Below are 20,470 nucleotides of genomic sequence, written 5' to 3'. Positions count from 1 at the left end.
CGAGGGATCTTCGATGTTCATCAAACACACCCAGTTCGAAGCGGCACGGATCTCCGGCATTCTCGAGGCCGCCGCCGCGGCCATCCGCGCCATCCCTCCGGCCTTCCCGCTCGATGCGACGGTCGCGGTCAATCCCTTTCTCGGCCAGACCGGCGAAGACCTCGCGACGGCCTCGGCCCGGCTCGCGCGCGTCGCAGGCGCCAGCATCACCCGGCCCCGGACATCCTATGCGGAAGATATCGCTGCGGGTCGCATCACCGATGCGGACCTTGGCGCGGCCCTTGAGGCACACCCGTCGCCGCTAACGCCTTCGAGCCTCAGTCAGCTCAAGGAGCTTGCGTCCGTGGCGGCCCCTGCCCCGGAGCCCTTGCCGACCATCGCCGACCTGGCCGCATCCGCCACGGGAATCGACTGGCCTTCGGTCATCGAGAAATCGGTCGGACTTTGGGCCGCAGGCTTCTTCGATCGGGGACAGGCCCTCTGGGCGCCAAAGCCGGGCGTAAACGCCTATGCCGCGTGGCGGTCCTGGGCGAGCTGCGACCTGACGCCGGAAATTGCCGGGCTGTCGGGCTTCTGCGCGCATGTGGCCTCGGCCCCGGACACCTTCGAACAGGCGGTCCTGAGGTCGACGGACCGGCTCGGTGTCAGTCTTGAGGCGGCCGAGACCCTGTTCCACCGGCTGCTTATGGATCTCGGCGGATGGGCGCAACACGCCCGCTGGCTGCTGTGGCAGGCCGAACTGGACGGCAGGACCGACAGCACGCTTGCCGATCTGCTGGCGATCCGGCTGATCTGGGAGGAAGCCCTGTTGACCCATGTTCCGGAGACCGGCGAAAGCTGGCGTGAAACGGTCGCAGCACACGCGGCGCCTGTCGCTCCATCGCCCGACCAGGCGGTCGATGCCATCTTGCAGGACGCGGCCGAACGGGCCTTCCAAAGGGATCTTGGCCGGAAACTGAGCGCTTCGCCCCGGCGGGAAGTCCGCCCCGCCGTCCAGGCGGCCTTTTGCATCGATGTTCGCTCGGAAGTCATCCGGCGCGCCCTCGAAAGCCAGAGCCCGTCAGTCGAAACCCTCGGGTTCGCCGGGTTCTTCGGCCTGCCCGTCGCTCATACGGACCATGGCTCGGACGTCGTCGAAAACCATCTGCCCGTCCTGCTGAAACCCGGCCTGTCGTCGACAAGCCGCTGCGCGGCCGGCAAGGAGCACGCGACCCGCATCGGCAAACGGGCGGTTCGGGCGCTGGACCGGTTCCGCCAGGCCGCGGTTTCCTCCTTCGCCTTTGTCGAGGCGGCCGGGCCGTTTTACGGGCTGAAGCTGATCCGGGACGCCTTTGGCCTGTCCGGCAAAAGGACTCGGGTCTCGTTCGCGCCGCGTCTCGACCCCGCCCTGAGCGCGGAGACGAAGGCGGAAACGGCCGCAACGGTCCTCAAGGCGATGGGCCTCACCCAAGGCCATGCCCCGATCGTGCTTCTTGTCGGCCATGGCGCCCATGTGACCAACAACCCGCATGAAAGCGCGTACCATTGCGGCGCCTGCGGCGGCTATTCCGGCGAGGTGTCGGCCCGGCTGCTTGCGGCGCTGCTCAACGATCCGGAAACGCGCGCCGGGCTTGTCGAGCACGGCATCGAGGTCCCGTCCGACACCTGCTTCATGGCCGGTCTGCACGATACGACGACGGATGAAATATCGCTCTTCGACGAGGACACGGGCACCAGCGGCGGCGACATCGGCCTTGTGAAGACGTGGTTGGAGCGGACCGGTCAGCAGGCACGGGCCGAACGGGCCGTCCATTTGCCGGGCGTGGACGCGGCGTCCATCTCTTTCAGGGCGCACAACTGGTCGGAAATCCGGCCGGAATGGGGATTGGCCGGCTGCGCGACCTTTATCGCCGCTCCGAGAAACGTGACCTCCTCGGCGGATCTCGAAGGGCGTGCCTTTCTGCACAGCTACGACTGGAGGACCGACAGCGGGTTCAAGACACTCGAACTCATCCTGACCGCCCCGGTCGTCGTGGCCAGCTGGATCAGCCTGCAATATTACGGCTCCGCCGTTGCTCCGGACGTTTTCGGCGGCGGAAACAAGCTCATCCACAATGTGGTCGGCGGCATCGGCGTGCTGGAGGGCAATGGCGGCCGCCTGCGCCCCGGTCTGCCGTGGCAGGCACTTCATGACGGTGACGGTCTCGTTTACACCCCGCTGCGGCTTTCGGTTTTGATCGAAGCACCAAAGGAGGCCATTTCCGCCATCCTGGGTGCTCATCCGGAGGTACAGGCGCTTTTCGACAATGGCTGGCTGCACCTGTTCGCCCTGGAAGACGGCCGGGTCAGCGCACGATACAAGCGGAACGGGACATGGCAGGACGAACCGGTCAGGGATCTTGCGGCATGAGCCTGGCGGAGCCGATACGGCGTCGGGTGTGATGATAAGGGCGGATGCCGGGATCGGTATCCTGCAGGAAGGTGGGGGGGGCAGGAAGCCCCTACCCCTCCAGTTTCCGCTCGCGCCAGATGATGAAGATGCCGCTGGCGATGATGATCGCAGCGCCGAGGTAGGTTGCGAGGTCGGGGATTTCGCCCCAGACGAGCCAGCCGATCAGGGTCGCCCAGATCAGGGCCGTGTAGTCCAGGGGCGCGACGGTTGCCGCTGGAGCAAGTCGGAAGGCCTGGGTCAGCATGGTGACGCCGATGGTGCCGAAGAAGGCGATCCCTAAAAACAGCCAGAGGTCTTCGGTCCGGACAGGCACCCAGACGAAGGGCATCGTCAGGGCGCTGAACACGGCGCCGGCCCCCACCAGATAAAGCATCAGCGTCCACACGCTTTCGCGCGGATCGACGAAACGGGCCGACAGCATCAGCACCGCATAGAGAACGGCGGTCGCGACCGGAAACAGGGACACCATCTGGAACGCGTCCATACCCGGGCGAACGACGACCAGAACGCCGACGAAGCCGACCAGGACCGCCGACCAGCGCCGCCAACCCACCGGGTCTTTCAGGACAAGGGCCGCAAGTGCCGTGATGAACACCGGGGCCGCGAAGGCCAGCACCGTTGCCTCCGCCAGGCCGAGATACTTGAGACCGGTAAAGAAGCTTCCGGCAGCGCCGATCCAGATCAGGCCACGGAAGAGATGCATGGCCGGCCGGTGAGAGCGCAAGGCGGCGGGTCCGCCGGCCTTCCAGGCGATCAGAACGGAGAACGGCAGGGCGATGATGTTGCGCAGGAACAGGATCTGCAGCGGCGGATAGTGTGCGGTCAGCGTCTTGGCGATGGCGTCGCTGACACACAGCAAGGCGATGGCGACACACATGAACACGATGCCCGCGGTCGCCTTGCTATCCACCCCGGCATTGACCGTGCTCACACTGCTTCTCCTGCCTCGAAAGAAAGGCATACCTAATCACCGGCAGAGGAACACAACAAGCCGGATTTGTCCGACACCGCCCTTGGCAGCCGGCCTTCGGTTTCAATTCGGGGAAAGACGCTTAGCCGTGAATGCGCAGCACGAGCTTGGGCGGCACACGCAGGGTGCCGACACAGAAACGGGCGATCGAGCGGCGCATGGACGACAGGAAACCCGGTTCGTCCAAACGCCCGGAGGAAATCGCCGCCGCCCGCAGACAGACGAGGCGCCGCCGTCCGATCCGCTTGACCAGATCGAGATCTTCCATTTCCGGCAAGGGGCTGTATCCACCAAGCTTTGCATAGAACCGCCTGGAAATGATCAGGCCCTGGTTGCCGTATGGCATACCAAGCAGATGCGACCGAAGCGACGCCAGAATTTCCGACAGGCGCGCGCCCAAACCGAAGGCCTCGAATTTCAGTTTGAAGGCCGCAGCCGTACGATCGGCGCTGCCGGAGCGCTCGGCCCGCTCGATAAAGGCCTGAACCTCGTGAAACCAGCCCGGTTCCAGAACAGTGTCCGCGGAGAGGAACAACAGCCACTCGCCCCGCTGGGCGCGGGTCGCGCCGGCTTCGAGCAACCGGCTGCGCGGCCCCTTTTCCGGGCACCACTCGCATCCGGCGGCATCGGCGATCACATGGGTGTTGTCGGAAGACCCGCCATCGACCACGATCACTTCGCGCACGACGCCTTCGGCCGTGGCCGGAACGAGAGCCGCCAAAGTGTGGGCGAGCACAATCTCGGAATTCAATGTCGGTATGATGACGCTGATCATGCCTTTCTTCTAGCGCGTTTTCGCGCAAAGCGCGAGACGACCCCCTTGAGTTTCGGCATTTTCTGATTAATGTTCTCATTATGTTCTCATGCAATCTGCTTCGGATTCGAAAATGCAACTCCATGCCGTAACGGAAGAATTCGACAGTCAGGGCGAAGCTGCCCCTTCGGATGCCGGGTCCGGCGTCCGCCCGGACCTTCGTCGCGGCCGCGGCGCCGGCCTCAACATGTCCGGCCGGTTCGAGCCGCTGGCAACCGTCGCCTTCGACGACGGCTGGGACAGCGGGGAGGAACTGCCGCCCCTGAAGACCACGGTCCAGGAGGAACGGGCGCGTTCCATCATCACCCGAAACACCTCGCCCGATATTTCCTTCGACCGCTCCATCAATCCCTACCGGGGCTGCGAGCACGGCTGCATCTACTGTTTCGCCCGGCCGACCCATGCCTTCATGGGCCTGTCGCCGGGGCTCGATTTCGAAACCCGGCTGTTCGCCAAGCCGAACGCGGCGGAGCTGCTGGAACGGGAACTTTCCCGGCCGAATTACCAGCCGCGCACCATTGCCATCGGCACCAACACCGATCCCTACCAGCCGCTGGAACGGCAATACGGGATCATGCGCGAGGTGCTAGAGGTGCTGGACCGGTGCAATCATCCGGTCGGCATCGTCACCAAATCCGCTCTGGTGACCCGCGACATCGATATCCTGTCGCGCATGGCGGAGCGGAACCTGGTCAAGGTGGCGCTTTCCGTCACCACCCTGGACCACAAGCTGTCCAGGGCCATGGAACCGCGGGCCTCCGCCCCGCACAAGCGCCTGCAGGCGATCCGGAAGCTGTCTGAGGCCGGCATTCCGGCGGCGGCCATGATCGCGCCGGTGATCCCGGCCCTGAACGACAGCGAGATCGAGGCGATCCTGGAGGCCTCCTGCGAGCACGGCGCCACCTCGGCCGGCTTCATCCTGCTACGTCTTCCGCTGGAGGTTTCCGAGCTCTTCCGCGACTGGCTCCTGCGCGAACGCCCGGACCGCTACCGGCATGTGATGAACCTGATCCGCTCCATGCGCAACGGCAAGGACTACGACGCCAAGTGGGGCGAGCGCATGAAGGGCAAGGGTCCCTACGCGGACCAGATCGCCAAGCGGTTTTCCCTGGCCTCGAAACGGCTCGGCCTGAATGCGCGGCGGAAGAAACTCGACACGGAGAGTTTCGTCTCGCCACAAAAAGGCGGGGTGCAACTGGACCTGTTTTAAATGGCTATCTTGTCTTGGAACAGAGCCATTGGCATGGTCGGTCCATGAGCAAGCCTCCCAGTCTTTTCGACCTGCCTTTTCCGGACAGTCCTGACGAAAGTCTCGAGAAATCCTACGCTGCCGGCTTCAATTACCTTTTGGCCGGCGTCGACGAGGCGGGACGCGGGCCATGGGCCGGGCCGGTGGCGACGGCCGCCGTCATACTCGATTACGACAACCTGCCGGCGGGACTGAACGACTCCAAAAAGCTGACCGAAGCGAAGCGGGAACAGCTTTTCGACGAGATCTGTGCGTCTGCCCATGTATGCGCCGCGACCGCCAGCCCTGCGATGGTCGACCGGCTCAACATCCGGGCAGCAACCCTCACCGCGATGCGACGCGCCGTAAACGGACTAGCCGTCGCGCCGGAAATGGTGCTGGTTGATGGGCGGGACGTGCCGCCAGGGCTGAGCCAGCCGGGGCAGAGCCTGATCAAGGGTGACGGCCGCTGTCTGGCCATTGCCGCTGCCTCGATCGTCGCCAAGGTGCTGCGGGACCGGATGATGGTGCGCCTCGACGCGCTTGCCCCGGGCTACGGCTTTGCCGCCCACAAGGGCTACGGCGTCCCGGCCCACCAGGAAGCACTCTTAAAGCTCGGCCCCTCGCCTCATCACCGCATGTCGTTCAAGCCGGTTCGGGAAGCGGCGGAGGCGAGTCGAGGCCAACCCGTCATTCCGGACAAGTAAGGCGAAGCCGAACGCCGATCCGGAATCCAGACATCAGCCGCGCGCAAGCGCGTCCAATACCCGATTAAAGGCGGCGTTCGCTCGCGCTCACTCTGTCAGCTAGAGTCCAGATCACGTGATGGCGCTCACGCGCCACACTGTCTGGAATGACGAAGATGATAACAGGCACTTCCAAACAAAAAAGCGGCCACAGGGGCCGCTTTTCAGGAATTTTATCCGACTGACGCCGATCAGTTCAGCTTCGCTTTCACCTGATCGATGCTCTGGGCCAGAATGCCGTCGGCCACCTTGTCCTTCACCTTGGCGGCGAGGATCTCTTCGGCGGCAGCGACCGCGATATCGGCGGCCTTGGCACGAACCTCGGCAATCGCCTGGGATTCGGCCTGAGCGATCTTGTTCTCGGCAGCCTTCGACCGGCGGGCAATCATCTCTTCGAGAGCCTGATTGGTTTCCACGGTCAGACGCTCGGCTTCCGAATTGGCTTCGGCGATGATCGCTTCGGCTTCGGCCTCGGCATCGTGACGCTTGCGCTGATACTCGGACAAAAGCGCCTGGGCTTCTTCGCGGAGCTTGCGGGCTTCATCGAGTTCCTTGCGGATCTCATTTGCACGGTTGTCGAGCGCGCCACCGATCTTGCCGGGCACCTTGACCCAGATGATCACGGCAAAGAAGAGGACAAGGCCGACAAGGGCGAAAAATGTTGCGTCCATCGTCGTCTCCTCAATCCATTGCCGATTTGAGCGCCTTGCTCAGATCGGTCTTCGTCGGAGCCTTGCCCATCAGCGCTTCCACGAGAGCCGACGTGGTTTCACCGGCGATATCGCCGATCTGTTCCATGGCCTGGCTCTTCACTTCGGCGATCTGGCTTTCCGCTGCGGCGAGCTTCTTGGCAAGTTCCGCCTCGGCTTTTTCGCGGCGGGCCTCGTTGTCGGCCTTCAGCTTCGCACGGGTGTCATGCGCGATGCCGTGTGCCTTGGCACGGGCTTCGGCAAGAGCCTGTTCGTAAGCTGCAATCGCTTCGTCGGTTTCTTCCTTCAGCCTGTTGGCTTCGGAAAGATCGCCGGCAATGCGATCCTTGCGGTCTTCAAGGATGCCGGAAATCCGCGGCACGGCCACATTCTTGATGATCCAGTAGAACAGGCCAAAGGTAATTGCCAGCCAAAGGAGCTGCGAAGCGAACGTCGCACTGTCGAACGGAGGAAACACTCCGCTGCTGTCGTGATGCTCAATCGACACCTCGGTGCCCGTGTGCGTGGCTTCTGTGGCCGAATTGGTTTCGCCTGCCATCTTTGTCTCCAGATGCCGGACTGGCGGCGCAAATGCGCCACCACCGGTTTCTCGTCAAATGTCGTTGTCTATCGAAAGTCGATTAGACGACGAAGAGAAGCATCAGAGCAACGAGGAGGGAGAAGATGCCCAGAGCTTCCGTCACGGCGAAGCCGAAGATCAGGCGGCCGAACTGGCCGTCAGCTGCGGACGGGTTGCGCAGGGCGCCTGCGAGGTAGTTACCGAAGATCTGGCCAAGGCCGACACCGGCTCCGCCCATGCCGAGACATGCGATACCTGCGCCGATGTACTTTGCTGCTTCTGCTTCCATGACATATGCTCCTAATAGCGTTTGTCAGTTTCACTTGTGGCCGCCTGGCCGCGTGATTCTTGAACTTAGTGGGATGGATGAAGTGCGTCGTTGAGATACATGCAGGTCAGGACCGTGAAGACGTAGGCCTGCAGGAACGCAACAAGGAATTCCAGCGCCGTCAGGGCAACAGTCATTCCGAGCGGGAGAATGGCACCGGCGACGCCGGCAGCTCCCAATGCACCCAGGCTTACGACGAAGCCCGAGAAAACCTTAAGTGTGATGTGTCCGGCCAGCATGTTGGCGAAAAGACGAACGGACAGGCTGATCGGACGGGACAGGAACGAGATCACCTCGATCGCGGTCACCAGAGGGATCAGCGCGCCCGGCACGCCGTCCGGCACGAACAGCTTCAGGAACTTCATTCCGTTGCGCATGAAACCGTAGATGACCACTGTCAGGATCACCAGCATGGCCAGCGCAAAGGTCACGATGATGTGGCTCGTGATGGTGAAGAAGTACGGGAACATCCCGAACAGGTTCCCGAAAAGCACGAACATGAAGATCGAGAACACCATCGGGAAGAAGCGCATGCCATCCGTACCCGCTGCGTCCCTCAACATACTGGCCACGAATTCGTAGGCCATTTCCGCAACCGACTGCATCCGCGTCGGCACCAGACCGCGGCCGCTGGTCGAGAAGATCAGGAATGCGGACGCCGCTGCCACGGTCAAACCCATGAACAGCGAAGAATTGGTGAATGAGAAATCCATGCCCCCGACTTCGATCGGGAAAATCTTCTGGATCTGGAACTGGTGGATCGGATCGTTCGACACCGGTCAGCCTTCTTCATCTGTTCACTTCGGGGCGCGCATGAAGCGCGGTGAATTCATTTGGAACCGTCGTCGCGCGCATTCCGCTTCGAGATCCGTGCATCCTGGCTCGCGACCAAACCGGCCGAGCGCATGATATTCAGGACCCCTGCCGCGAAACCGAGGAGGAGAAAGACGATCAACCCGAACGGCGATGTCCCCAACCACTCGTCAGCCACCCAACCGATCCCTGCCCCGACCAGAACGCCAGCAATGAATTCCGAAGAAATCTTCACTGCCTGCGCGTAACCGGTGGCACTGCTGTGAGACTTTTGCACGGAGGCCTGCTCGGCCACATGCAAGTCCATCAGCTTGCGGTCCAGTTGAGCCCGCCGCTTCGACAGACCCGGCTCGGAGACACCCTCCAGCGGATCCTTTCCATCGTCGTCATGCGAAGAGCCGTTCATTACAGTCTCCGACCCCCTCGACGGTTTAGATCCGTTAGGCTGAAAGCCCCCTAAAGCCGCGCGCACCATAATCGGCGCCCAATGCCGTGTCAAGAAGGCCTAAGAAAGGATTAAATGATTGAATTATAACAATATTCTTCGCCATGGGGCGTTTTGACCAAACCTTAGTCGCATAGGCTCGTTGCGCAATGCACACCGTTTAAGCCGTCTCAGCCCGCTTCGCGGAATCGTTCGGCGGTTTCAAGGTCCACCGAGACCAACTGGGAAACGCCCCTTTCGGCCATGGTCACGCCGAACAGCCGGTTCATCCGCGCCATGGTGATCGGATTGTGGGTAATGACCACAAACCGGGTCTCCGTCCGACGCGACATCTCGTCCAGAAGGTCGCAGTAACGCTCCACATTCGCGTCGTCGAGCGGCGCATCGACCTCGTCCAGAACGCAGATCGGCGCGGGGTTGGTCAGGAACACCGCAAAGATCAGCGCCATTGCGGTCAGTGCCTGTTCGCCGCCGGACAGGAGCGTCATGGTCTGCGGTTTCTTGCCCGGCGGGCGGGCGATGATTTCAAGGCCCGCATCAAGCGGATCGTCGGAATCGACCAGTTGCAATTCCGCTGTACCACCGCCGAAGAGATGTGTGAAAAGACGCTGGAAGTGGTCGTTGACCACCTCGAAGGACGCCAATAGGCGCTCACGCGCTTCCCGGTTCAGGTTGGAGATGCCGGTTCTCAGGCGGCGAATCGCCTCGACCAGGTCATCGCGTTCGTTGGTCAGCGTCGTCTTCTGCTCATCGATTTCGGTGAGTTCCTCTTCCGCGCGCAGGTTGACGCCACCGAGCCGTTCCCGTTCCGCCTTGAGCCGTTCGTGCTTGCGCTCCATCGCCTCCGGATCGGGCAACGGCGCGCCGTCCTTCAATCCGGCAATTTCAGGCAGGGCGGAAACCGGAACTTCCAGATCCTCGTCGATCCGCTGCTCCAGGTTGGCCTTGCGCTCGCGGGCCGCCTGCAGCCGTTCCTCCGCGCGGGCCTGGGCTTCGCGGGCAGACGACAGGCCTTCCAGGGCGGACTTGGCCAGGCGATCCACTTCCGCCAGATCGGATTCGGCGCGCTGCAATTCGTCGTCGCGGGCTTTCTTGTCTTCTTCCGCCTTCGCAATAGCTGAAAATATCTCGCGGCGCTTGTGTTCGATTTCCTCCGGCGCCTCGATCAGTTCCGTTCGCTCGTCCTCCGCCTCCTGACGGCGCTCCTTCAGGACGGTGATCTGCCGGGCAGCGTTGGCTGCACGGGTTTTCCAGCTGTCGTATTCACGGGCGATCGCCTCCAGCCGACGGTCGCGCATCTGCTGGTCGCGCGTGAGGCCTTCGGAAACGGCGCGGGCCTCCGCCAGAGCCGCCCGGGCCGTTGCCACCTCGCCCTGCAGCTTCAGGATCTGTTCCTGGAAACCGTCCACGGAGGGTGCTTCGGCAAGCCGTTCCTCGCATTCAGTGAGGATTTCGCGCGCCTCTACCGCTTCCTCACCCAGGCGTTCACAGCGTTCCTCGGCGGCCGCCTTGCGGGCGGCGAGCTGAGACAGGGCACGCTCTGCGGCGGCCAGTCCGTCACGGGCAGCACTCAGCTCCCGTTGCGTTTCCCGCACCCGTCCGCGCGCCGCCTGTTCGGCTTCCGCCGCCTGCCGGGCGGATCCGCATGCCTGTTCAAGGGCCGCCTTGCGATCCTCGACAACGCGTTCGGCCGTTTCGATCTTGTCGGCCAGTTCGGCGAGGCGGTTTTTCTGGGCAAGGCGCTGTGCCGCCGGCGTGGGCGCATCGGCGCCGACGACGAACCCGTCCCAGCGCCAGAGATCGCCTTCTTTGGAGACCAGCCGCTGGCCGGGCTTCAACTCCTTTTGCAGGCGTGGACCATCGGCCTTGTCGACAAGGCCGATCTGGGCAAGCCGCCGGGCCAGGGCCTTTGGCGCCTCGACCTGATCGATCAGCGGGCGAGCGCCGGCCGGCAAGGCCGGATCGCCGGAACCGTCGGGCGCCTCGCCCCAATGGACCGGTGCGTCCGCCGAAACGGGCGCATCCAGGTCTTCGCCCAGGGCGGCGCCCAGCGCCGTTTCGAAACCGGGCGCGACCTTCAGGTCCTCCACCACCGGGGGCCAGTCGTCGCCGAAGGAAACATTGACGATCTTCTCCAGGGTCCGCGCTTCGGTCTCGTAACTGGAAAGCGTCTGCTGCGCCTCGTTCAAGGGCCTTCGCGCTTCCTGTTCCGCTTCGCGGGCCGCTGCCGTCCGGACCTCGGCTTCCTCGACCGTGGCTTCGGCCTGGAGCAGGGTTTCCTCGGCCAGTTCGACGGCTTCGCGGCGCTCGGAAATGCCGTCGACATTGGCCATTTCCGAATTGACCGCGGCAAGGGCCTGCTGCGCTTCGGCCGCCTGGGCGGCAAGCCGATCGGCCCGCTGGCGCGATTCCGCCACGCGGCGTTCCAGCTGCTGGCGCTCGGCGGAGGCCTGCGCGGAGGCGGAGGTGAGTTCCGCCAAAGCGGCCTCTTTCTCCTGAACACGTTCTTCCGCTTCCGCCACCTTTTCGCGGGCGAGTTCGCTGCGTTCCTGGACCGTCTCGTTTTCTTCCAGAAGTTCGGCGCGCTCCTCGGTCAGGCGCTCCAGGACCTCGTCGTTCTCCGAGACCATCCGCTCCTCGCGGACGACGTCTTCGGCCAGTTGCGCCAGCCGCCGCTCCAGGTCCTGCAGACGTTCCTTGACCCGGCGCTCCTCGGCGTCGAGATCGTTGCGGGCGATGATCAGCCGTTGCAGGACCGCGCCCGCCTTGGCGGAGGCATCGCGCAGTTCCGGCAGCTTGTGGGCGGCGATCGCCTGAACCCGGGCGCTTTCCGCCTGGACGGCCGTGACTTCGCGCACCTCACGCTGCGCCTCGGCGAAATGGCGCTCGGCCTCGGCCAACGCGTCGCGAGCCTCCGTCCAGCGCAGATAAAGGATCGAGGCCTCGGCGGCCCGGATTTCCGACGACAGGTTGCGGTAGCGCGACGCCTGACGGGACTGGCGCCTGAGATTGTCGAGCTGGGCGTCGATCTGGACGAGAACGTCTTCCAGACGCTCCAGGTTCTGTTCCGCCGCGCGCAGGCGGATTTCGGCCTCGTGGCGGCGGCTGTGCAGACCGGAAATCCCCGCGGCCTCTTCCAGGATCATACGCCTGGAGGTGGGCTTTGCGGAGATCAGCTCGCCGATCTGGCCCTGGCGCACCATGGCCGGGGAGCGGGCGCCGGTGGAGGCGTCGGCAAAGAGCAACTGGACGTCGCGCGCGCGGACTTCCTTGGCGTTGATCTTGTAATTGGAGCCGGCCTCGCGCTCGATCCGGCGGCTGACTTCCAGCGTGTCGGCGTCGTTGAAGGCTGCCGGCGCCGTGCGCTCCTGATTTTCCAGGTAAAGGGTGACTTCCGCCGTGTTGCGGGCCGGGCGGTTCAGGCTGCCGGAAAAGATCACGTCATCCATGCCGGATGCGCGCATGTTCTTGTAGGAGTTCTCGCCCATGACCCAGCGCAGGGCCTCGACGAGGTTGGACTTGCCGCAACCGTTGGGCCCGACCACGCCTGTCAGGCCGTCCCCGATGATGAAGTCCATCGGTTCGACAAAGGATTTGAAGCCGACGACGCGGAGCTTGGAAAACTTCATCGGCGCACCCGCTCTCTCAAGCGTTGCGCCGATGCTTTGGGTTCAGAAAACAGGCATGCGATCAACGACCGCCGGACGGTGTCCCGCGCGTTACATTTTCTCGTCGATGATCTTTCCCATTTCCTCAATCGACAGCGCTCCTGAATGCTTTTCGCCGTTGATAAAGAACGTCGGCGTCGCCTCGACACCGAATTTGGTGGTCGCCCGGTCCCGCTCTTCCTTCAGTGCGTCCATCAGCTTCTGGTTTGTCAAGCACTGCTCGAAGGACTCCTGTGTAAATCCGATCTGCTTCGACAATTTCGTCAGCGCCGGCAGGAAACTGCCGCTCAGGGCGCCCGAACGGAGCTGCTCGAACATGATCTCGACACCGTCGAAATATTTGTCGGCCGGCATGCAGCGCGCCAGCATGGACATGGCATAAGCCGGATTGTTGAGGGGATATTCCCGGAAAATGAAGCGTACCTTGCCGGTATCGATATACCGGGACTTCAGTTCCGGGAAGGTGACCTCATCGAAATTAGCGCAGTGACCGCAGGTCATGGAGGCGTATTCGACGATCGTGACCGGCGCATCCTCCGAGCCCAGCGTCTTGTCACCCAAGGGGCCCGGCTTCAACAGTTCTTCGATATCGACGGTATCGGCCGCCCATGCCAGAGACGGCACGCCCCAAACGCCAATGGTCAAGGCTAGGCCCGAAGCGGCCTGGAGAAAATTTCTGCGAGAAAAAGTCACGTTCGTGGTCCCGTCCAGTGTTCGATCGCAAAGCCGGAAGTCTTCCGGATTGCCCATTCATGTGCCCGCTCACGCGGGCGCAGTCAACTGAAACGGTCAATTGTGGCAGCAAGGGGGAGGACACAAGGGGGAAGCGGCTCCGTCACGATCACGAGGAAGTGACAGCCGGACCCTTCGTGGGCCGATTTGGCCGAGCAGACCTATTGGGACGCCTTTTCCCGGGCGATGACCTGGGAGCCGAGTTTCTTCAGCGCTTTTCGAAGGCCGTCATGTTCGAATCCTGAGAGACGGGCTTCCAGATTCCGCTCCTCCTCTCCGGTGAGGGGGCGCAGGGTCTTTCGACGCGAGGGCGGGCGCACGGCGACCGGTCGCTGAACGATCCTGATGCGCCCCACGGCGGCCCAGCCGTAAAACGCGTTGATCCGCTCGATGATCTGCGGCATCTCGTGGGAGAGCATCAGGGCGGTCGGGCCGTCGGTATGAACAACCAGGGTTGCCGGCTTGGGCCCGGTGTCATCGGCCAGAACCGCCTCTTCGGGCTGGCGTGGCCAGATCAGCCGCTCCGGCTGCACCCGTTCACCATAGCGTTCGCCGACGATGTCGGGCCAGGAGGCAAGGATATCAACGGAAGCAAAACCGCGTTTCCGGCACGCAGGGGTCATCGCCTTGCCGACCAGGTCGGCAAGCGGTTTGGCCACATTTCGTCCTTTGGCCTTTTCCCTGGCGGACACGGTCGAAATGGTTTTACTCCTCAACACCTGGACGAGACACGGGGGCGACCCATTACCTGCCCTTACGTCATTATACTCACGCGGGATTGCGACAAAACAAAGACATTTCGGGGATTCTATACAAAGCGCACAGTGTTATCCCTTCGTTTTCCCCAGACTTTCCAAGTCGTCTCTTGCAAACAGTTGGGACAAGCGCACCTTTGAGCCATGAAACCTAGCACAAGATCGCAAACACTTCTTGACTGGTACGACCGCCATGCCCGGAAACTCCCCTGGCGGGTGGCGCCGGAAGACCGGCGGGCCGGCATCGTGCCCGATCCCTACCAGGTCTGGCTGTCGGAAATCATGCTGCAGCAGACCACCGTGCAGGCCGTCAAGGAGTATTTCCTGAAGTTTATCCGTCTTTGGCCCGATGTGCATGCGCTGGCGGATGCGGACGACGAGGACGTGATGAAGGCCTGGGCCGGGCTCGGCTATTATTCGCGCGCCCGCAACCTGAAGAAATGCGCCGAAACGGTTTCGCGCGAACATGGCGGCCGGTTTCCCGAGGACGAGGATGCGCTCGTCACCCTGCCCGGCATCGGCCCCTATACGGCGGCCGCGATTTCCACCATCGCGTTCGACAGGAAAGCCGCCGTTGTGGACGGCAACGTCGAACGGGTCGTCAGCCGCCTTTACGAGATCACCGAGCCCCTGCCCGGTTCGAAGCCGGCGATCCGGGCGGCGATGGCGGAGCTGACGCCGGAGGAGCGGCCCGGAGACTTCGCCCAGGCGGTCATGGACCTGGGCGCGACCCTGTGCAGCCCGAAGCGCCCGACCTGCAGCCTGTGTCCGTGGACCGACCCCTGTGCGGCGCGGAAATCGGGACTGGCGGAAACACTGCCGGTGAAGGCGCCGAAAAAGCAGAAACCGACCCGGCGGGGCGCCGCCTTCGTCGCGGTCAGGAGCAATGACGGCGCGGTTCTCCTGCGCCGGCGCCCGCCGAAGGGGCTGCTCGGCGGCATGAGCGAGGTGCCGGGATCGGAATGGAGCGAGGATTTCGCAGCTTCGAACGGTCTCGATCACGTCCCCTTTTCCGGAGACTGGAAGGTTCGGCCGGGTATCGTCCGGCACACGTTCACCCACTTCCATCTGGAGCTGACCGTCTACCGCGCCACGCACCCGGCGGACCGCCCGATCCCGCAGAATTGCTGGTGGTCGCCGCCTTCGAACCTGGACGGCGAGGCCCTGCCGACGGTGATGCGCAAGGCGATTGCCGCCGGACTTTAGCTTCGGCGGAACAAATCCGTTCCGATGTTTTGCCGGGAAAGCGAAAGTCACGGCGACTTAGGCATTGCAAACCTATGCGTTTGGGCGTTCTTGCGATCTTCGAGCACCCTCTTTCAAGGACCGCAATGTTCACGCATTCGATTGCAGATCTGTTTTCGAAATCCGAAGCGACGGAAATCATCCGCCTGAGCGAGGACGGCCGCCAGAAACGGGGCGGACTGGTCGGCGGTACGCGCCATGACAACATCCGCCGCGCCGAAATTTCCTGGCTCGACGACCAGGGCAATGCGAGCTGGGTCATGGACCGGATCGTCGATGCGGTCGCGCGCGCCAACCGGGAAACCTTCCGGTTCGACCTCACCGAGTTCAAGGAGCGGCTCCAGGTCGCCGCCTATGACGAGACCGACGAAGGCCACTACGACTGGCATTCGGATATCGGCGACGGCCCGATCGCCCAATACCGCAAGCTGACCATCGTGACCCAGTTGTCGGAACCGGAGACCTACGAGGGCGGAGAGCTGGAGATTTCCTTCGGCGGCACGGCCATGGCCTCGTCACGGGACCTCGGCTCGGCCACCCTGTTCGCCAGCTTCATGCTGCATCGGGTCGTACCGGTCAAAAAGGGAACCCGCTATTCCCTGACCTGCTGGAGCCACGGGCCGCATTTCCGTTGAGGCACGTCCGGAAACGCTCACGTTTTCGCATCGCGGAACGAACAGGTTATTTTCCGATTTCAAAGCGGCGGGCACCTTGTTAGGGTCTGTCTGAACTGGACGCGCAAGTCTGGGTTATTCCAGACACAGGCATCAAAGACCTAACGACCGGAGAGGCCATCGCCATGAAAGGCAATCAGAAAGTTATCGACCGACTGAACGAAGCCCTGTTCCTGGAACTGGGGGCTATCAACCAGTACTGGCTGCATTACCGCCTTCTGGCCGACTGGGGCTACGCCCGCCTGGCCAAGAAGGAACGCGCCGAATCCATCGAGGAGATGGAACACGCGGACAAGCTGGTCGACCGCATCATCTTCCTGGAAGGTCACCCGAACCTGCAGAAGGTTTCGCCGCTGCGCATCGGCCAGAACATCAAGGAAGTCCTGGAATGCGATCTCGCCGGCGAATACGACGCCCGCGAATCCTACGCCAAGTCGCGCGAAATCTGCCGCGAGGAAGGCGACTACGTCTCCATGCAGCTGTTCGAACAACTGCTCTCCGACGAGGAAGGCCACATCGACTTCCTGGAAACCCAGCTGGAACTCCTGGAAAAGATCGGCATCGAACGCTACGGCCTGCTCCAGGCAGCGCCGGCCGACGAAGCCGAGTGAGCGGAAGAGACCGGCACTTAACGACGCATTTCAACGCGGCTGCCCCGGCGGCCGCGTTTTTTTTAATTTCGGTGTGGCAGCAGAGAATGGCACGGCGTTGCCTCCTTCTCAGTTGTCATCCCCGGCAAGCGAAGCGCGATCGGGGAGCCAGTACGCCGTGTCCTCCCGGCTCAAGCAACCCGCCTCACGGATTACTGGGTCCCGGCTCTCCGCTTACGCTCCGGCCGGGATGACAACGGAGAGTGAGGCAAGCACCATAGCCAGTGTTGCGCCCGCGACCGTGTGCCCCTTTCGCGCCGGTTCCTTCGCACTGCAATAAAATTGATTAAACTCATGGCCGCGGCAAACCCCGGCCATTATATCCTTGGCTAACACCAAAAGCGGACGGCGCCATGCTCGACAAGAATACGCAAACCGGTTCGGACGAGGACATCGAAACCGTCCTCGGCGTGCGGCCGACGGCCGGAAGCCGGGCAAAGCGGGTCGTCAAATGGACCGTGCTGGCCGCAATCGTGGCCGGGATCGGCTTCGGCGGCTACCGCTATCTTGGAACGGACACCAAGTCCGACGGGCTGACCTACACCACCGATGCGGCAGCCCAGGGCGACATCATCGTCCTGGTGACGGCGACCGGCACGGTCGAGCCGACCAACAAGGTGGAGATTTCCAGCGAGCTGTCGGGCATCATCCGCTCCGTCGATGTGGATTACAATTCGCAAGTCAAGGTCGGGCAGCAGCTTGCCGAACTGGACACGGATAAACTTAAAGCCACCGTGGAAAGCTCCAAGGCCAGGCTGAACGCGGCGCTTGCCCGGGTGACGGAAGCGGAAGCGACCGTGGTGGAGAAGGAAGAGGACTACAAGCGCAAGGTCTCGCTCGAAGACCGCAAGATCATTTCCATGCTCGAACTCCAGACCGCGCGCGCCGCCCAGGACCGGGCGCTCGCCGCTCTCGAAAGCGCCAAGGCGGACGTGACCGCCGCCCGCGCGGAACTGAGGCTCCACGAAACCGACCTGAAGAAATCCTGCATCTGCTCGCCCATCGACGGCGTGGTCCTGAGCCGCGACGTGGATCCGGGACAAGTGGTCGCCGCTTCCCTGCAAGCGCCTGTGCTGTTCACAATCGCGGAAGACCTGAAGAAGATGGAAGTGCAGGTCGATGTGGACGAGGCGGATGTGGGCAAGGTTAGGCAAGGCCAGACCGCCGTCTTTACCGTCGACGCCTATCCGGACCGGCATTTTAACGCGGTGATCCGCGAGTTGCGCTTCGGCTCGGAGATCGTCCAGGGGGTGGTCACCTACAAGGCGGTGTTGACCACCGACAATTCCGAACTGCTGCTTCGGCCCGGCATGACCGCGACGGCGGAAATCAAGGTGCGGGAGGAAGACGGCGTCCTGACCGTTTCCAACGAGGCCCTGCGTTACATCCCGCCGCAGGCCAATGCCAAGAAGGACAACCGCAGCTTCCTGCAAAAGCTGATGCCGCACCCGCCCCGCTTCTCTCAGGCGAGCCGGCCGGAACCGACCGGCGACGAGCGCGAGATCTGGGTGCTGCGCGACGGCAAGGCGGTGCCGGTCATGGTCACCATCGGCATTACGGACGGCAGCCGCACCCGGATCGTGAAGGGCGACATTGCCGCCGGCGACCAGATCATCGTAGACGCCCAGACGGCCGGCTAACTCATGAACGCGGCCGTCCCTCCTCCCCCTGCCCAGCCGGTGATGCGGCTGAAGACTGTCGCCAAGATCTACGGCACGGGCATGGCGGAGGTGCGTGCGCTTGACGGCATCGACCTGACGATCACCGAGGGCGAATTCGTCGCCATCATGGGCTCGTCCGGCTCGGGCAAGTCGACGGCGATGAACATCCTCGGCTGTCTCGATACGCCGACCAGCGGCACCTATCTGTTCAAGACCGTGGACGTCGGCCGTCTCAGCCGCGACCAGCGCGCCCTGCTGCGCCGGCATTATCTCGGCTTCGTCTTTCAAGGGTTCAACCTGCTGGCGCGATCCTCCGCGGTGGAGAATGTGGAACTGCCGCTGATCTATCGCGGCACCAAGTCGGCCGAGCGGCGCCGGCTTGCCATGCGCGCGCTGGCCCATGTGGGGCTCAAGGGCCGCGAGCATCATTTCCCCAGCGAACTTTCCGGCGGCCAGCAGCAGCGCGTCGCGGTTGCCCGCGCCATCGTCACCTCGCCCAAGGTGCTCCTGGCGGACGAACCGACCGGCAACCTCGACACGAAGACCAGCCTGGAAATCATGGAGCTTCTGAAGACGCTCAACGAGGAGGAAGGCATCACCGTCATCATGGTGACCCACGAGCCGGAAATGGCGGCCTACGCCCACCGGATCGTCCGGTTCCAGGACGGCCGGATCATGTCCGACGGCCGGCAAGCGGAGCCCGCCTGATGCTTTGGGAAACCTTCCGCCTCGCCCTGCAGGCGCTCCGGCGCAACGCGCTCAGATCGTTCCTGACCGTGCTCGGCATCGTCATCGGCGTCGGCGCGGTGATCGCCATGGTCACCATCGGCAACGGCACCACGGTCAAGGTCGCCGCGGATCTCTCCAAGCTCGGCAGCAACCTCCTGTTCGTCCGCCCCGGCCAGTTCGGACCGGGGCGCTCCAGCGCCGAGGCCAAGGCCTTCAACGCAAGGGACGTCGCGGCCCTTCGCGCCCAACTGCGCGGGGTCAAGGCCGTCGCCCCGGTCGCCCAGACCTCCGGCACGGCCATCGTCGGCACGGAAAGCCGCTCGACCAGCGTCATCGGCAGCGACAACGACTTCTTCATCGCCCAGGACTGGACGATCGCCTCGGGACGGCAGTTCCTGGGCGGCGAGATCCGCGGCGGCCGCGCGGTCTGCCTCATCGGCGAGACGGTGCGCGAGGAACTCTTCGGCCCGATCTTCCCCCTGGGCCAGCGGGTGCGGGTGAACAAGGTCTCTTGCGAGGTGATCGGCACCCTGCAGGCCAAGGGCCAGTCGAGTTTCGGCACCGACCAGGACGACGTCATCCTGATGCCGCTGCGCACCTTTCAGCGCCGCATCGCCGGCAACACCAACATCTCCACCATCTACGTCTCGGCCAGGGACGACGTGGAGACCTCCAAGGTCCAGGGCAATATCGAGCGCCTCTTGCGCGAGCGGCGCGGCATCACCGGCAACGAGGACGACGATTTCAGCGTGCGCGACATGAAGCAGATCGCCCAGACGCTGACCTCCACCACCGCCATGATGACCGCGCTTCTGGGCGCGGTCGCCGGCGTCAGCCTGCTGGTCGGCGGCATCGGCATTATGAATATTATGCTGGTGTCGGTGACAGAGCGCACACGGGAGATCGGCATCCGTCTCGCCATCGGCGCCCAGGCGTCCCAGGTGCTGATGCAGTTCCTGGTGGAGGCGGTGGTCTTGTCCATGTTCGGCGGCATCGTCGGCATTCTCGGAGGCCTGGGCCTCGCCCTGCTTGCCTCCAGCACCATGAACATCCCCTTCATGCTCGACTGGAAAATCGTCATCATCGCCTTCGCCTTTTCAGCCGCCGTCGGCATCCTGTTTGGCTTCTTCCCGGCACGGCGGGCGGCAAGGCTCGATCCGATCGAGGCGTTGCGGCATGAGTGAGGGGGGGGCGATTGCGCCTGGAACTCCGTTCGGCCCTGAGCGGCCTGCGGGTGGATTTTGTTCAAACGACCGCTTTGCGCCCCTGTCGGCTTTTGAGGGTAGCTTTCCCTTGTCCTGAAAGAGGGACG

The 20,470-nt window shown here is 63.4% G+C and carries 19 protein-coding genes; 9 read left to right on the top strand and 10 right to left on the bottom strand.

The features are described from left to right. Positions 1-13 precede the first annotated feature (13 nt). The gene (locus ACN0SO_RS07310) at positions 14-2,389 is read left to right on the top strand and encodes a YbcC family protein (protein WP_417676054.1); all 2,376 of its coding nucleotides are present in this window, start codon (positions 14-16) and stop codon (positions 2,387-2,389) included. A gap of 91 nt (positions 2,390-2,480) precedes the next feature. Here ACN0SO_RS07310 and ACN0SO_RS07305 read toward each other — a convergent pair whose 3' ends face one another. Together ACN0SO_RS07305 and ACN0SO_RS07300 are read right to left on the bottom strand one after the other, a co-directional pair. Next, positions 2,481-3,362, bottom strand: coding sequence for a DMT family transporter (locus ACN0SO_RS07305; protein WP_417676052.1), 882 nt, complete (start codon positions 3,360-3,362; stop codon positions 2,481-2,483). 121 nt (positions 3,363-3,483) lie between these two features. Continuing rightward, the gene (locus ACN0SO_RS07300) at positions 3,484-4,176 is read right to left on the bottom strand and encodes a TIGR04283 family arsenosugar biosynthesis glycosyltransferase (protein WP_417676050.1); all 693 of its coding nucleotides are present in this window, start codon (positions 4,174-4,176) and stop codon (positions 3,484-3,486) included. Between the two features lie 112 nt (positions 4,177-4,288). Here ACN0SO_RS07300 and ACN0SO_RS07295 point away from each other — a divergent pair, with 112 nt between their 5' ends. Then, positions 4,289-5,425, top strand: coding sequence for a PA0069 family radical SAM protein (locus tag ACN0SO_RS07295; RefSeq protein ID WP_417676048.1), 1,137 nt, complete (start codon positions 4,289-4,291; stop codon positions 5,423-5,425). A gap of 44 nt (positions 5,426-5,469) precedes the next feature. Beyond that, a complete protein-coding gene (locus ACN0SO_RS07290; RefSeq protein WP_417676046.1) occupies positions 5,470-6,150 on the top strand; it encodes a ribonuclease HII in 681 nt (226 codons plus the stop codon). Positions 6,151-6,380: 230 nt separating this feature from the next. Here the strand turns inward: ACN0SO_RS07290 and ACN0SO_RS07285 are convergent, their stop codons facing one another. The 8 genes from ACN0SO_RS07285 to ACN0SO_RS07250 form a co-directional block, all read right to left on the bottom strand. After that, on the bottom strand, positions 6,381-6,860 hold the full coding sequence (locus ACN0SO_RS07285; protein ID WP_417676044.1) for an ATP F0F1 synthase subunit B: 480 nt from the start codon (positions 6,858-6,860) through the stop codon (positions 6,381-6,383). A gap of 10 nt (positions 6,861-6,870) precedes the next feature. Next, the gene (locus ACN0SO_RS07280) at positions 6,871-7,437 is read right to left on the bottom strand and encodes a F0F1 ATP synthase subunit B (RefSeq protein WP_417676042.1); all 567 of its coding nucleotides are present in this window, start codon (positions 7,435-7,437) and stop codon (positions 6,871-6,873) included. An 82-nt stretch (positions 7,438-7,519) separates the two neighbouring features. Next, positions 7,520-7,747 carry a F0F1 ATP synthase subunit C gene (locus ACN0SO_RS07275; protein WP_346899663.1) on the bottom strand — a complete coding sequence of 76 codons (228 nt, stop codon included), beginning with the start codon at positions 7,745-7,747 and terminating at the stop codon, positions 7,520-7,522. Positions 7,748-7,812: 65 nt separating this feature from the next. Further along, positions 7,813-8,562 (bottom strand): F0F1 ATP synthase subunit A, encoded by a 750-nt coding sequence (locus ACN0SO_RS07270; RefSeq protein WP_417676040.1) that lies wholly within the window; start codon positions 8,560-8,562, stop codon positions 7,813-7,815. Positions 8,563-8,615: 53 nt separating this feature from the next. After that, positions 8,616-9,005 (bottom strand): AtpZ/AtpI family protein, encoded by a 390-nt coding sequence (locus ACN0SO_RS07265; RefSeq protein WP_417676038.1) that lies wholly within the window; start codon positions 9,003-9,005, stop codon positions 8,616-8,618. A 209-nt stretch (positions 9,006-9,214) separates the two neighbouring features. Then, the gene (locus ACN0SO_RS07260; RefSeq protein WP_417676036.1) at positions 9,215-12,673 is read right to left on the bottom strand and encodes a chromosome segregation SMC family protein; all 3,459 of its coding nucleotides are present in this window, start codon (positions 12,671-12,673) and stop codon (positions 9,215-9,217) included. A gap of 90 nt (positions 12,674-12,763) precedes the next feature. Then, positions 12,764-13,357 (bottom strand): DsbA family protein, encoded by a 594-nt coding sequence (locus tag ACN0SO_RS07255; RefSeq protein ID WP_417676034.1) that lies wholly within the window; start codon positions 13,355-13,357, stop codon positions 12,764-12,766. A gap of 248 nt (positions 13,358-13,605) precedes the next feature. Beyond that, a complete protein-coding gene (locus ACN0SO_RS07250) occupies positions 13,606-14,103 on the bottom strand; it encodes a DUF721 domain-containing protein (RefSeq protein ID WP_417676032.1) in 498 nt (165 codons plus the stop codon). Positions 14,104-14,343: 240 nt separating this feature from the next. Here ACN0SO_RS07250 and mutY point away from each other — a divergent pair, with 240 nt between their 5' ends. The 6 genes from mutY to ACN0SO_RS07220 all read left to right on the top strand — a co-directional run bounded on the left by mutY (position 14,344) and on the right by ACN0SO_RS07220 (position 20,342). Then, the gene (gene mutY, locus ACN0SO_RS07245) at positions 14,344-15,405 is read left to right on the top strand and encodes an A/G-specific adenine glycosylase (protein ID WP_417676030.1); all 1,062 of its coding nucleotides are present in this window, start codon (positions 14,344-14,346) and stop codon (positions 15,403-15,405) included. 125 nt (positions 15,406-15,530) lie between these two features. Next, positions 15,531-16,079 carry a 2OG-Fe(II) oxygenase gene (locus ACN0SO_RS07240; protein ID WP_417676028.1) on the top strand — a complete coding sequence of 183 codons (549 nt, stop codon included), beginning with the start codon at positions 15,531-15,533 and terminating at the stop codon, positions 16,077-16,079. A 164-nt stretch (positions 16,080-16,243) separates the two neighbouring features. Continuing rightward, the gene (bfr, locus tag ACN0SO_RS07235) at positions 16,244-16,729 is read left to right on the top strand and encodes a bacterioferritin (RefSeq protein ID WP_417676026.1); all 486 of its coding nucleotides are present in this window, start codon (positions 16,244-16,246) and stop codon (positions 16,727-16,729) included. Between the two features lie 392 nt (positions 16,730-17,121). Beyond that, positions 17,122-18,408 carry an efflux RND transporter periplasmic adaptor subunit gene (locus tag ACN0SO_RS07230; RefSeq protein WP_417676024.1) on the top strand — a complete coding sequence of 429 codons (1,287 nt, stop codon included), beginning with the start codon at positions 17,122-17,124 and terminating at the stop codon, positions 18,406-18,408. A 3-nt stretch (positions 18,409-18,411) separates the two neighbouring features. Beyond that, positions 18,412-19,137, top strand: a complete 726-nt coding sequence (locus ACN0SO_RS07225) for an ABC transporter ATP-binding protein (RefSeq protein ID WP_417676022.1) — start codon at positions 18,412-18,414, stop codon at positions 19,135-19,137. Beyond that, positions 19,137-20,342, top strand: coding sequence for an ABC transporter permease (locus ACN0SO_RS07220; protein ID WP_417676020.1), 1,206 nt, complete (start codon positions 19,137-19,139; stop codon positions 20,340-20,342). Before ACN0SO_RS07225 ends, ACN0SO_RS07220 begins: the two co-directional genes overlap by 1 nt. Positions 20,343-20,470 lie beyond the last annotated feature (128 nt).

The organism is Roseibium sp., assembly GCF_048260565.1.
Lineage (GTDB): Bacteria > Pseudomonadota > Alphaproteobacteria > Rhizobiales > Stappiaceae > Roseibium.
The sequence above is the reverse complement of the archived record's forward strand: the minus strand, read 5'-3'. Positions and strand labels throughout refer to the sequence as shown.